Genomic DNA, 12540 nt, shown 5'->3' with positions numbered 1-12540 from the left:
TAAAATTAGTGTTAATTATATAACACAATTGTTTTTAGAATACATTCAGGTTTTTTAAATTAATGGTCTAGTAAAAAGGGCTAAGTGGCTAAGTGGTAAGTGGCATTTAATTCAAAGAGATAAAGATGTTTTGACTTGGGCTGATAGAGTTTTTGGTAATAAAGTTGAAAAAATAGATTTTAAGAAAAGAGTTTTACATTAAAATATTATTTTATTTATTTTGTGTTGTATATTATAATTTTATTAGGGTTAATGAGAATTAAAATTTATTAAGGAGATAAATATAAATATGAAACCATTACTAACCATTTTAACAACTACAACAATGGTAACTGTCTCGGGAGTAAATTTATTTCAATTAAATAATTCTAAAGTAAATACTATAAATATTGACGGCAAAGATTATATTGGTGATAAAATATATGATATTAAATTTTATGATTATATTAATCATAATACTTTTTTAAAGATTGAAGATATTTATTTACAAAATTTACCTTTGAAAGCAATTAAACAATTTAATAATTTATTTAAAACTTTTTATAAAGAAAAAGATTTGTTATTTAAAGAAGCGGATTATGAAAAATTATCAACTGTTATTTATAATAATTTTTCAAAAATTTATATGGTAAATAAACAATCTATTAGAGGTATAAAAATTGAAATAGGTTTTAATCAAGCAGATTTTTTAGTTACTAATGTACTTAAACAATAATTTATTATTTTTCTATAATTTTACTTGTATGTATGTATATATGTATATATAATGGTTAATGGCACTAATAATTACCTGAATTCTTATTAGTGCTTTTTTTTATTTGATTTTTATTTTTTGTGTTATACTTAATTTGTAAGTATAGGTTACCCTACTATGCTTAACTTATTAAATTTTTAATTTAATGAATTCAGGAGGTTAAGTATTTTTTTATGTTTAAAGTACAGTTAGTTAATATTGAAAAAGGGCGTGTTATTCCCGATAAAAATAATAAAGGTCAAACATTAAAGTTTGATGTTTTGAAGTTTGTAGAAATAAACAAACAAGCTTGCCAACTGGTCAAACACGTGATAAATGATATAATCCGGAATTTGCTAGTGATTTTAATAATTGTTTATCTACTGTTGATTTAAAAGTTGGTAATTTTTATTCTCTTGAACTTGATTTAAGCGGTAATATTAAAAAACTTTCTAATTGAAAATAGTTATTTATTAAAAGGGTAATTTAAATAATTATTTATGTTAGGAGTTAATTAAATTATGGCTAAAAATGATAATTGTTCATGTGAACAAGCATTTCATTTAGCGATTTATATGTGTAAACTTTGTGACCAAGTTATTTGTCCTAAAAGAGTTTTACAAAACTTATATACTAGAAAATATTATTGTCCAAATTGTATATTAGATATTGCTTTAAATAAATCAATGAGACAACAAGAAAGTAAGTTAAATTATGAGACATAAGTGTAGTGATTGAACTTATGAAAGAGTATTTGGTTGTGAAATGTGTTACAGAGTTGCTAATGAAATGGAACGAATAAGAAAAGAGAATAAAAGAAAAAAAGTAAAAATTAAATAAGGGGCTTATATATGGATTATATATTTTTCATTAAGCCCCAATGGATTAGATTATATTTCATAAATAAGCTCCTTATTAGTATATAAAGTAAGGAGTTTTATTTATGCCTAATGATTTAGAACAAACTAGTAATTATACTTTAACTAAAATTTTAAGAACTGGATTAAGTCCATTAAGTGCTATGGTAGGAGTTAGTGCTTATTATGGTCAATATTTAAAAGACCCAATATTAGGTTCTATTAATTCATTATTATTTAGTAAAAAGTTAGGAATTGATATGTGGAATATTAATCAAAGACTTACTACTAGAAATAAAGTTATTAATAGTTATAAAAAGATATTTTTAGGTTTAGGAACAATTGGTTTAATAAATTATGCTAAGTTTGTTCAGTATGTAGATAAATCAGTTTCTTTATTAAGAGATGAACCTTGTTTTTGACCACCATGTCCTACTGAGCCACCAATTCCTACTACAATACCAACACCTAAGCCAGTAGTTGATAATCCTTTTGTAGATTGAGATACTTATATATCTTTAAATAGTTTTGGTATAGCGAATGTTATTAGTGGTTTAACTGAGTTAATACCTAATAGATTTGAAACTATACGTAAAATAGCAAATATGGGTACTGGTGGTTGTTTGATTAGTAGTGGTGTTGCTATGGGAATTAATAATAATTTTAATAATTATTTTGCTATTCCTACGATTATTGCCGGAGCAAGTGAGATTATAAATACTTTATTGTTGCCATTAGGAAATACACATAATAATACAGAGTTACAAGAAGTATTTACTGATGAAAGAGCAAGATTAATTAATGGTAGTGTTAATGATTATCAAAGTATAGATGATGATATGGTTGATGTTGATTTAAATGATGATAGTATGTCTGAGATTAATTTAGATAGAGCAAGTTTTAATTGAGATTATTCTTATGCTTATACATTAGGTGGTGGTGTTTAAAGTGAAAATATATATGTGATGAATTTTAAAATTTATGGCATTAACTGGATGTATTACATTTAGTATATTTTTAGGATTAATTCCTAGCATTATACTTTTAGGAATTGTTGCAATTAAACCAGTATCTATTTTAATTGGTATTGTTGTAGGTTACATTGGTATTCCATGAAATAAAATGAAAAATAAAATAACAGATTGAGTTTTTAAGAGAAAAGAAAATAAATTTATTAAAAAAAATGATTTAAAAGTTGAAAGAAAAAGATATGAAAAACAAAAATTAAAAAGAAAGTTTGAAAATTTAAATAATCAAGTAAAAGAATTAAAACAAACATTAGAATTTCAAAATAAATTATTGGAAATTAATAATGAAATTCCAAAGATTAATGAACAAAATAAAACAATAAAAATGTTTATTTTATAAGGAGTGAATTAATTTTATGAAAAAAGATAAATGAAAAAATATGCCAAGACAAAAGTTGCATAAGAAAAAGGCAAAAAGAAATTTTGACCAAAGATTAAGTGAAAATATGAATTATGATGATTTTTTATTAGGGGGTAAAAAATAATGGTTAAGTGAATAGTTGTGATAATTGCTGTGGTTGGTACTTCTTGGGCTTTTAAAGGTACTATTAAAAAGTTAGTTTGAAAATTTAAACATAAAAAACACAATGTAGTTGACCCAGATTGTTAATATTGTAAAGAACAAAAACGTAAAGAAAGAGCAAGAAAAGAATTAGAGGAGGGAGGTGATTAGTATGCCAAAAGGATTAAGTGCTTTAATAGAAATGATTGGAGGTATTGGCCAAAAATTATTAGAATCTTTTAGTTATGTATTTGATTGAGTATTTGCTGGTGACTCAATTATGACCAACTGACCTGTATTAATTCCAATATTTATGATGGTCTTAGTATTTATTAAAGAATTCATAGGACATATTATTCGTGGATTTAGATAGAAAAAATTAAATTTATTTTTAGGAGGTAATGGTTATGATTAAATTATTTTTTGCAATAATTTTTGTTTTTCCTTTATTAGGTAAACTTTTACCTTCTTTAAATAATATTGTGCAAAATATTTTGCAAAGTTATATTACTGATTTTTCTGGTTTACATAATTTGTCTTTGGTTATTAAAAGTTTTATTTTTGGTGATAGTTCACAACAAATAGTTTCAATGCCAGCACCATTGTTAGCAATTATTTTAGTGCTTTTTATTTTTTCATTAATTTTAAAATTATTAAAAATAATATAGGAGTAGTTTATTATGGGTGTTGCTTTTATTTCAAAAGTTTTAGAACTATTTGGACAAATTTTTATGAAATTTTGAAATTTGCCAATGGCAGATTTAGGTTTTAATTTGGGAACTTTTGTTGTTTTTATTCTTTTAATAAAGTTTGCTATGTCAGTTTTTTTAAATATTGATATTCAGCCAGTTTCTACATCGGGTACTGTAAAGCAAAGTTATAGAAATATTAAAGGTAGTTCGAAATTTGTTGGTAAGCAAATTGCTAAACAACATGAAAGAAAACGTTTAAGAAATAAGGCTAAGGGTGTTGAAAATAAAAAAGGGAAGTTTGTAGGTACTTAATTATGAGTGATTTTGTGAATAGTATATTGCATTTAATTTTTATATTTTCTAGTAATGATATTGGTATATTTTTAAATCAAACTAATATTACTGATGAAATTTATATTTTGTTTAATTTGACTTTTTGATTGGTATTAGGTGTATTTTTTAATTTTATTTATCGTAGTATTAAATTTATTTTTAGGTCATTGTTTGGGTAGGTGTTAAGTATGAGTGTTTGAGATATTTACAATAAAATACATCAATGTATAGTTGATTATTGAACCATGTTTATAGGAAGTCCAGTTGACCAATTTACTACTATTTTATGAAATTTAGTAGTTTATGGAACACAGTTTTTTATTGGATTTATTATATTTTATGGTTCATGGTAAATTTTAAAATGTTTATTTGGTAAATAATTATGTGATTTAAGTTTGCTAAATTATTTTTTGTTGTAAATAGTACTGTTCAAGCACCCACTAGTTTAATTGTTTCTAATGCACCTAGTGAAAGTAATTACACTATAACTAGCGATATGGTTAAACCCGTTAAATATAATGATTTTAATGATTGAGCAACTATTCCTTGAAATTCTGCTTATTTTGATGTTGGTCAACCAGATTTAAAATTAGTTTCTGCTGTTGTTCATAAAACTACTGTTACTCCTTATTCAATTCAATTTCATTCTGATGTTGTAGGTAATTTTGATAGGCGAGTTAGTGATTTGTCCACAGATGCCACTTGCCACTTAGCCACTTAGCCACTTAGCCCTTTTTACTAGACCATTAATTTAAAAAACCTGAATGTATTCTAAAAACAATTGTGTTATATAATTAACACTAATTTTAACCTGAAAGGATTTTTATTAATGGATAAAATTAAACAAATAGCATTAGTAATTAACAAATTAAATATCAAAGAAAAAATTAAAATTATTGATGATTGTAAAAATCAATATTCAATTAGAAACCTATGTCAATATCTTCAATTAAACAGATCAACATATTACTTTTTAAAAAATAAACAAAAACCTATTAAAAAAGAAGAAAATCATATTATTAAATGCAATCATAAATATCAAAAAATATGCCAACTTTTAATCGAATTTCATTCTACAAGAAAAGGCAGAATTTATGGATATTTAAGAATTTTTTCAGCTTTTAAAGAGTGATTAAAACAAGAAAAAAATATCATTTTAAATATAGAATTATCAATAAAACAAATGCGAAAAATTATGAAAGAACACAATATTCAAGGATTAAAACAAACTAAAAATAACTATCCTAAAAACAAAAAAAATCCAAATAAGTGAATACCTACAATGGATAAAGTAAACAAAGATTATAAAAGTACAACCTCTTCAAATCAAATTTGATCAATGGACACTAAACAAATAAATACTAAAGAAGGATGATTATATCTTTTTGTAATTATTGATTTTTATTCAAATAATGTTGTTAGTTATAATATTGCTCCTAATAAATCATATCAGGATTTAATTCTTCCTGCTCTTGAAAAAATCAACAAACAATTTTCTTGAAATCAAGTAAAAAATGTTATTTTACATTCAGATAACGCCAACGAATTTTATTGTCAGGATATCACAAAATGAGCAGAGGATAAACAAATAATTTTAAGCAAAAAACAACCTTATGATATTGGTGGTAATGTATTATCTGAAAACTGATTTTCTCATTTATCTCAAGAATGACTACCTAAAGGATCAAATCAATATTTATCCATCAATGAAGCTATAAATGATGTAAATCAATATGTTATGTTTTATAATTATGAAAGAATACATTCTAAATTTCTAAAACCACCAATTTTACAAATTAAAATTTAGAATTTTATATCAAAAATGGTCCAGTAATTAAGGGCCAACCACCTTCAAATAATGTTGTTAGTTATAATATTGCTCCTAATAAATCATATCAGGATTTAATTCTTCCTGCTCTTGAAAAAATCAACAAACAATTTTCTTGAAATCAAGTAAAAAATGTTATTTTACATTCAGATAACGCCAACGAATTTTATTGTCAGGATATCACAAAATGAGCAGAGGATAAACAAATAATTTTAAGCAAAAAACAACCTTATGATATTGGTGGTAATGTATTATCTGAAAACTGATTTTCTCATTTATCTCAAGAATGACTACCTAAAGGATCAAATCAATATTTATCCATCAATGAAGCTATAAATGATGTAAATCAATATGTTATGTTTTATAATTATGAAAGAATACATTCTAAATTTCTAAAACCACCAATTTTACAAATTAAAATTTAGAATTTTATATCAAAAATGGTCCAGTAATTAAGGGCCAACCACCGTTTTTCTTACGAAAGAGATGATATTAAGTATAGTGCTAATGGTATTGCTAAAATTATTTTAACACCATGTTTATGAAAACAATTAGATAAATTAAATAATAGTTTTGAGATATCGCAATATTTAAGGAATGAACAAATATTTTGTTATCTTTCTTTAGAGCCAAATTCTGATAAAATTTTAAATTATGCTTTTGAACAATTGGCAGTTTTAATTTTTAATAATAAAAAATATGTTAATGATGCTTTTCTTAAGTTTAAAGTAGGTGTTGTTTTAGAATTTGAAGCAGTAGTGCATGAACAATTTCAATTAAAACAAATTTCAGCAATGAAAGTTAATAGCGAAGAATTAAAATAATATATATTATTTTGAAGTAAAAAATAAGGTAATACTAGACTAGTATTACCTTAATTAATATATTTTAGAAAAATTGAATAATGATTTTATGCTAATCATATCATTATTATTTTACTATTAATTGTTTATTCTTATTATTATTGTTGACTTTAAAGAAATAGTTTCTTGGTTTTTTACTAAAGCAATAGAAAGTGTTAGTTCATCTCCGTCTGTTAAATCATTTGGACGAGGGAATGCTCCCCTTCTTTCAAAACTTATAACATTAAATTTTGCTTTTCAACCAACTAATTGTTCAAAGTTATTAAATTTAATAGCTTTTTCAGTTCTGCTTTTGCTTATTAATGGTACTTCTGTTTTATCTTTTAATCATTTATTAACAGTTTCTTCTAATTTATAACCCGCTTGGAAATGCTCAATAGAACTTCCTTCATAAACAAATTCATTATAACTTAACTTAGCAGGACTATCACTTGCAAAAATATTAAATAAAGCATCAGTTCCAGTCATTACTTTTACTGTATATTTATCCCCTAAATTTGTTTTACCATCTTCTTTAAAGAATTGTAAATTATATGTCCCATCACCAACTACAAGTTTTTCATCATCATTTGGTTCTACAAATTTACTAGCAGAAACTTTTATATTAGATATTTTATTTTTAATTTTAGCAACTTCCGCTGCATCAAAAGTACCATCTTCAGGTGTTGTTCCTGATGTTAATTTCTGTTGTAAAACAGATTTTAAAAAATAGAAACTGTCTTTATCTTTAGCTTTGGCTTGACCAGTAGTTGCCTCTTTTTCTAATAATTTAGTAACCAAAATATCGGAATTATCAATTAAGAAAAAGGATGTATCTTTTTCTCAATCAAGTCTAATAGTTTTTAAACCGTTTCCTTCATCATTTGTTAAACCTAAATTTATTGATACTTGATCTAGTAATACTTTTACTTGATCTTCTTTGTTGTTACCACAAGCTATAACAGTAGTTACTGGTACTGTTGTTATGACACTAGCACCTAATAACTTTAATAATGTTCTCATATTCCTCATTTTTCTCTTAACCTCCTCAGTTAAATCTAGAATAGATGTGAGAAATTATCTTCAATAATCTTATGTAAAACATATTATTTTAAATAACTCACTAACACTATTATAATACATAAAAAAATTTTATGGTTTTTTTAAACCTTTAAGAGTGTATTTGTAAATTATTAATAGTAAAATTAAATAAAAAACACTTATAATTTTAATTTTTAATATAATCAAAATATATTAAAAATATTTAAGATTTTAATTAAAAATTAAAATTATATTAGTATTTATTGTTATAAAGTAATATCTGAAAAAAATAAAAATAATAAAGTATAATATTTCTATAAATAAAAAAATATAAGTTTTTGACCTATTGTTTAAGTTTTAAGCAAGTAGGTTTTTTATTTTGAAAGGGGAAAAATATAAATTTAAAATCTTTACTATCTGAAATAAAAGTTGATTATAAAGAAATTATAGAAATTTTTAGAAAAATAGAAGCAAAAAAGGAAAATATTAAATCATTATGAGATGAATTAAGTAAGTATAAACAGCAATTACAGAAAGAAAAAAGTGATGATAATATTAACCAAAAATTATTAATTATTTATAAAGTTTCTGCTTTTGTTGAAGAAATGTTGTTAAATTCTTGTCAATCAACAGAATATGATCCTGCTACTGGAAAAATAATTAGAGACAGTAAAATGAGTGAAAATTTTGTAAATGATTGAAATAATATTAATAAAATATTAGAACAAATTTTTTTACCAGAAGATGAAGTTGTAGAAATTTCAGAATTAGCAGATGATCAATTAAGTCTACTAAATAATGAACAAACGCAAACAGATCGTGAAAGTGAATGTTTTCCCAAAAGTTTTTTAATTAACATAGTGCTTTAAATTCTACTAAAATATTGATTGAGGTAATAAAGTTCCAATACTTAACATTATTAAGGCAAAGACAGTAATACCAATAGTATATGGTCAGATTGCTCGATAAAAACTTGTTAGGGGAACTTTAGCAATGGCAAGTCCTGCCATCATTACACCTGCACTTGGTGCAAATAAATTAATTCAACCACTAGCCATAACAAAAGTAGTAATCATTCCTGAACCTAATCCTAAAGGAATTACTATTTTTGAAACAATAGGGAAAACAGCTTTTGCAAATCCTGATGTTGAAGGAATAACAAAGGCAATCAAAAGAAAAGCAAAAAAACCAATAATAACAATAGCAAATCTTGGCAATTTATCAATACTTTGCAATTGACCAACAACAACATGTTGCATTCCTGAATGTTGTAATGATCAGCCAATTCCACCAGCAACAGCAATTATTAAAGCAACACCTAATAATTCTGAAGAACCACTAATAAAATTACGAACATATTGTTCTTCGCCTTTTCAATCAATTGCTGCAATGATAATTGAAACAAAGAAAAATAAGAAAGCTAACATTTCAATATTTCAGTCACCAAATGCATTAATTTGACTTGTGAAATATGGAAAATATTTAATTAATGTATTGTGAAAATCATCAAAAATAGTTGTTCCTGTAATTTTACCTCATGGAATAATACAAAGCACCATAATTAAAAATGTTAATCCAAATAGTGCTAAAATAATTTTACGACGTTTAGTAAATTCAGGTATTTCTTCTTTATTAATAAATTCTTCATGATGCTCACTATGTAAGTGAAAAACAACTGATTTTTCAGGATTACGTTTAACACGGATTGCATATCACATAACAAAAGCAATAGTACCGATAGTTGCTAAAAATCAACAAATTAAACGTCAGATGATTCCATCACCGGGATTTAAACCACTAGCTTGTGAAGCTGTGGCAATAGCAAAGGGATTAAGTGTTGAAAACATAACACCAACACCAGCACCCAATAAAATCATTAATACAGCTGTAACAACATCAAAACCAGCAGCTAACATTGCTGGAATAATAATTAAATAGTAAGGAATAGTTTCTTCACACATTCCTTCAACTGTTCCACCAATCGATAGGATAGTCATAATTGAAGGAATAATTCAAATTTCTTTTCCGTTTAGACGTTTAACTAAACGACCAATTCCTGCATCTAGTGCACCTGATTTCATAACTATGCCAATATATCCACCAATTACTAAAACAAAAACAATAATATCACTGCTACCAATGAAACCTTTAATTGGAGCCAAAAATAAGTCCATGATACCTAATGGCCCACCGTCTTGTCAGGGGTTATCAGTGCTTACAGGCTTTGATTCATCTTCTAATCATTTACCTGTTGTTCCTGGAATCCAAGAAATAATAATAATTAGAGCAATAATAAAGAATAAGACTGTAATTGCTGTTGGCATTTTAAATGGAAATAAACGAAATTTTTTCTTTTTGGTAATTCCCATATATGATTAATACCTCCTTCTTTATTTTTTTAAAAGTATTATTATATAATACACTATTTATCATGTAGAATAAAAGATGTTTAAGCTTATTTTTTAAAATAACTTATTAAAAAAGTAGTATTTTTATTTAAGTAACATTATTATAATAATAGTTTTTAAAAAAATGTTATTTTTTTATTAGTACTATTTGAAAATTTAATTAAATATTAGTAGTATTTTAAAATAAAATTAGTTATTATAAATTACATATATTTTTTTATTTTTTTGATTTTATTGACTATTTCATTAATTAATGAAATCACTTTAAAGGTATATAATTATTATAATTGAAAGGAGAATATTATGTTAAAACTTTTTAAGAAAAAAGAAAGGACAAATCATAAATTAACTTTATCAGAATTAGTCTGGTTTGGTTTTAATTATACTGTTGGAATTACTTTTACTGCTAACTTTGCAATTTTAATTAATAAAGATAGTTTAAATTTAGGTTCTCATATGATTTGAATTTTTTTAGTAGAAGGATTAATTGCAGGAACTTGTGCTTGAGCTTTCTCAAGACTTTCAAGAGTACATCCGGGTAATAATGGTGCTGCTTATATTTATGTTAGAAGTAGTTATGGTCGCTTCTGAGGTTGATTAATTTCTTTTTTACAGTATGCTACTTTACCTGTTATAGTTAGTTCACAAATTGTATCAATGATTAGAATTAACTTTACTGATCCATCTTCTTTTTTATATGCTAATTGAGGAGTATGACAACATTTAGGATTAGATTTGATTGGAATTCTAATTTATGGTTTAGCTTCTTGTGTATTATTTTTAGGAATGGCTGCATTTAAAAAATTTGTTAATATTTCTAGTTATTTAAAATGAGGAACAACTTTTTTATTAATCATAGCAACTATTATATTATTTGTGATGGCAGGAACTTCAAATTGAGATATGACTACTTCTCATCAACAATTAACTGCCAATAACTTTTCACAAGCTTTTGCCATGTGTTTCTTTTTCTTTTTAGGATTTGAAACCTATTCAACAATTGGTAAAAATGTTAGAAATCCTGAAAAAAATATTAGTCGTTCATTAGTTATTGTTATGATTTTATCTACTATTTTTTATATGGCAGTAACAATCCTTATGATTGGTGCTGTTGCTGGTAATTTTTCAGATAATCCCAACTTAAGTATTTTTAAAATTTTAGGTGATAAAGCTCATGCACAATGATTAGGAATAATTGGTATCCTTGTAATGTTAATTTGTACTATTTCATTAAAGTCTAATGCTGGAATGCAAAATGCTTTATATAGTGGTGCTATTTTAGAACCATTATCTGTTGAGGGGTATATTTCACCTAAATATAAAGAATTATCAAAAGATAACATTCCATTTAAAGCTTCTAGATTAAATTTAATTATTACTTTTTCTTCAGCTTTTGTATGATTAATTTTACCTGATATTATTGGAGTAATAGTTGATACGTTACATCCTGTTTATAAGGATGAACAATTAGTTTTAAGTTCGATTGTTAATTATGGAACATTAACTGCTGAAGCCGGTATTATTATGGTTATTATTTATGTTTTTGTACTTTCCATTGCAATTAAACTGTCTATAGAAAAGAAATTGAAAAAAAATATTTTTGAAATTATTATTTGACTTGCAGCAACACTTTTCTTAGTTTGACAATTTGAAGAATGATTAAGATCTTTAATCAATGGTTTAATTTCGGGTGCAAGTCTTATTGGTAAAGGTGGAACTGATACTACAAAAGGAATATCTGATATAACTTCTAATGTTTTACAATTAGTTTATTTAATTGCTAGCATTGCGTTTGCTCTAATTTGATACTTTGCTTATTATAAACCAATTCAAAGAAAAAGAATGCTTACAAATCCTAAATTACAAGAAGAATTGGATAGCGAATTTAGAGTGAAAGATGATTGACCTTTTGTTGCAAAAAATCTACAAAATGAAATTGAAAATTATTTAGTACGTAATGTTTTAATTAATGGTGATGATAAAAACCCTAATTATACGATTGCTAAAAATGTACGTAAAGAATTATTGATGTCAGAAGGCGAATGGCGTGAAGACGAAGAATAAAAAAAGTTTAAAAATGTATTGGTTATTATAACTAATACATTTTTAGTATTTATTATTTTTGAAAATTTTTTATAGTAATATTAAAGGTGTTAATAATGAATATTTTTTTATATTATTATAAAGTATATTGATGGTAGAAAGTAAAATATGATGTATAATGTTAATTGGATTCATTTCAATATTATGTTTAGAAGTAATTCTAAATTGTGGTT

20 protein-coding genes are annotated in these 12540 nt (G+C 24.7%); 18 read left to right on the top strand and 2 right to left on the bottom strand.

What is annotated here, in order from left to right:
- The first annotated feature begins 289 nt into the window (after positions 1 to 289).
- From AAHM89_RS09980 to AAHM89_RS09910, 15 genes are all read left to right on the top strand, one after another.
- Positions 290 to 715: a hypothetical protein gene (locus AAHM89_RS09980; RefSeq protein ID WP_342266247.1), complete on the top strand. Its 426-nt coding sequence runs from the start codon at positions 290 to 292 to the stop codon at positions 713 to 715.
- Between the two features lie 328 nt (positions 716 to 1043).
- Entirely contained in the window at positions 1044 to 1199 is a 156-nt protein-coding gene (locus AAHM89_RS09975) for a hypothetical protein (protein WP_342266246.1), read from the top strand.
- Positions 1200 to 1254: 55 nt separating this feature from the next.
- Positions 1255 to 1458 (top strand): hypothetical protein, encoded by a 204-nt coding sequence (locus AAHM89_RS09970; RefSeq protein WP_339049248.1) that lies wholly within the window; start codon positions 1255 to 1257, stop codon positions 1456 to 1458.
- Complete coding sequence (locus AAHM89_RS09965) at positions 1448 to 1573, top strand: hypothetical protein (protein WP_342266245.1); 126 nt, start codon at positions 1448 to 1450, stop codon at positions 1571 to 1573. The genes AAHM89_RS09970 and AAHM89_RS09965 overlap by 11 nt, the downstream gene beginning before the upstream one ends.
- A gap of 103 nt (positions 1574 to 1676) precedes the next feature.
- On the top strand, positions 1677 to 2537 hold the full coding sequence (locus AAHM89_RS09960) for a hypothetical protein (protein ID WP_342266244.1): 861 nt from the start codon (positions 1677 to 1679) through the stop codon (positions 2535 to 2537).
- A 1-nt stretch (position 2538) separates the two neighbouring features.
- Positions 2539 to 2958: a hypothetical protein gene (locus tag AAHM89_RS09955; RefSeq protein ID WP_342266243.1), complete on the top strand. Its 420-nt coding sequence runs from the start codon at positions 2539 to 2541 to the stop codon at positions 2956 to 2958.
- 16 nt (positions 2959 to 2974) lie between these two features.
- Positions 2975 to 3103: a hypothetical protein gene (locus AAHM89_RS09950; RefSeq protein ID WP_342266242.1), complete on the top strand. Its 129-nt coding sequence runs from the start codon at positions 2975 to 2977 to the stop codon at positions 3101 to 3103.
- Positions 3103 to 3228, top strand: coding sequence for a hypothetical protein (locus tag AAHM89_RS09945; RefSeq protein ID WP_342266241.1), 126 nt, complete (start codon positions 3103 to 3105; stop codon positions 3226 to 3228). Before AAHM89_RS09950 ends, AAHM89_RS09945 begins: the two co-directional genes overlap by 1 nt.
- A gap of 64 nt (positions 3229 to 3292) precedes the next feature.
- A complete protein-coding gene (locus AAHM89_RS09940; RefSeq protein ID WP_338988462.1) occupies positions 3293 to 3493 on the top strand; it encodes a hypothetical protein in 201 nt (66 codons plus the stop codon).
- A gap of 34 nt (positions 3494 to 3527) precedes the next feature.
- Complete coding sequence (locus AAHM89_RS09935; protein WP_342266240.1) at positions 3528 to 3788, top strand: hypothetical protein; 261 nt, start codon at positions 3528 to 3530, stop codon at positions 3786 to 3788.
- Between the two features lie 12 nt (positions 3789 to 3800).
- On the top strand, positions 3801 to 4124 hold the full coding sequence (locus tag AAHM89_RS09930; protein ID WP_342266239.1) for a hypothetical protein: 324 nt from the start codon (positions 3801 to 3803) through the stop codon (positions 4122 to 4124).
- 209 nt (positions 4125 to 4333) lie between these two features.
- Positions 4334 to 4498 carry a hypothetical protein gene (locus tag AAHM89_RS09925; RefSeq protein WP_342266238.1) on the top strand — a complete coding sequence of 55 codons (165 nt, stop codon included), beginning with the start codon at positions 4334 to 4336 and terminating at the stop codon, positions 4496 to 4498.
- Positions 4499 to 4527: 29 nt separating this feature from the next.
- Positions 4528 to 4866, top strand: a complete 339-nt coding sequence (locus tag AAHM89_RS09920) for a hypothetical protein (protein ID WP_342266237.1) — start codon at positions 4528 to 4530, stop codon at positions 4864 to 4866.
- A 108-nt stretch (positions 4867 to 4974) separates the two neighbouring features.
- Positions 4975 to 5952: an IS3 family transposase gene (locus AAHM89_RS09915; protein WP_342265776.1), complete on the top strand. Its 978-nt coding sequence runs from the start codon at positions 4975 to 4977 to the stop codon at positions 5950 to 5952.
- Positions 5953 to 6641: 689 nt separating this feature from the next.
- Complete coding sequence (locus AAHM89_RS09910; RefSeq protein ID WP_342218902.1) at positions 6642 to 6797, top strand: hypothetical protein; 156 nt, start codon at positions 6642 to 6644, stop codon at positions 6795 to 6797.
- Between the two features lie 117 nt (positions 6798 to 6914).
- Here AAHM89_RS09910 and AAHM89_RS09905 read toward each other — a convergent pair whose 3' ends face one another.
- Entirely contained in the window at positions 6915 to 7847 is a 933-nt protein-coding gene (locus AAHM89_RS09905) for a hypothetical protein (RefSeq protein ID WP_342266236.1), read from the bottom strand.
- A 347-nt stretch (positions 7848 to 8194) separates the two neighbouring features.
- Here AAHM89_RS09905 and AAHM89_RS09900 point away from each other — a divergent pair, with 347 nt between their 5' ends.
- Positions 8195 to 8725 carry a hypothetical protein gene (locus AAHM89_RS09900; protein ID WP_342266235.1) on the top strand — a complete coding sequence of 177 codons (531 nt, stop codon included), beginning with the start codon at positions 8195 to 8197 and terminating at the stop codon, positions 8723 to 8725.
- Between the two features lie 6 nt (positions 8726 to 8731).
- Here AAHM89_RS09900 and AAHM89_RS09895 read toward each other — a convergent pair whose 3' ends face one another.
- Positions 8732 to 10018: a YfcC family protein gene (locus tag AAHM89_RS09895; protein ID WP_342266234.1), complete on the bottom strand. Its 1287-nt coding sequence runs from the start codon at positions 10016 to 10018 to the stop codon at positions 8732 to 8734.
- Here AAHM89_RS09895 and AAHM89_RS09890 point away from each other — a divergent pair.
- Both AAHM89_RS09890 and AAHM89_RS09885 read left to right on the top strand, forming a co-directional pair.
- Entirely contained in the window at positions 9996 to 10235 is a 240-nt protein-coding gene (locus tag AAHM89_RS09890) for a hypothetical protein (protein ID WP_342266233.1), read from the top strand. The genes AAHM89_RS09895 and AAHM89_RS09890 overlap by 23 nt on opposite strands.
- Before the next feature lie 332 nt (positions 10236 to 10567).
- Entirely contained in the window at positions 10568 to 12328 is a 1761-nt protein-coding gene (locus AAHM89_RS09885; protein WP_342266232.1) for an APC family permease, read from the top strand.
- The last annotated feature ends 212 nt before the right edge of the window (positions 12329 to 12540 follow it).

This window comes from Spiroplasma endosymbiont of Villa modesta (assembly GCF_964030925.1).
GTDB lineage: Bacteria > Bacillota_I > Bacilli_A > Mycoplasmatales > VBWQ01 > Spiroplasma_E.
The sequence above is the reverse complement of the archived record's forward strand: the minus strand, read 5'-3'. Positions and strand labels throughout refer to the sequence as shown.